The organism is Mycolicibacter kumamotonensis, assembly GCF_002086285.1.
Classification (GTDB): domain Bacteria; phylum Actinomycetota; class Actinomycetes; order Mycobacteriales; family Mycobacteriaceae; genus Mycobacterium; species Mycobacterium kumamotonense.
In genome coordinates, this window is record NZ_MVHU01000128.1 from 1 (window position 1) to 213 (window position 213).

The window sequence follows — 213 nt, forward strand, 5'->3', positions numbered from 1 at the left end:
CCTCGCTGGCCGACCGGCTGGCCGAACTCGGGCGACTGACCCGGCTGGACACCTTGCGGTATGCACCGAGCCGGCGGGCGACGGCGGCAGCCAACTCTGCCTACCGGGTCGCCGCGCTGCAGGGCAGTTGGCTGCCGCCGGCGGACCTGCCGGCGGAAATCGGCCCGGTGTTGCTGGTCGACGACGTGACCGACACGGGGTGGACGTTGACGA

Annotated in this window: 1 pseudogene; it reads left to right on the plus strand. The window is 72.8% G+C overall.

The features are described from left to right. Nucleotides 1-213: pseudogene (locus tag BST28_RS23075) on the plus strand (recombinase RecQ); the annotation flags it as partial.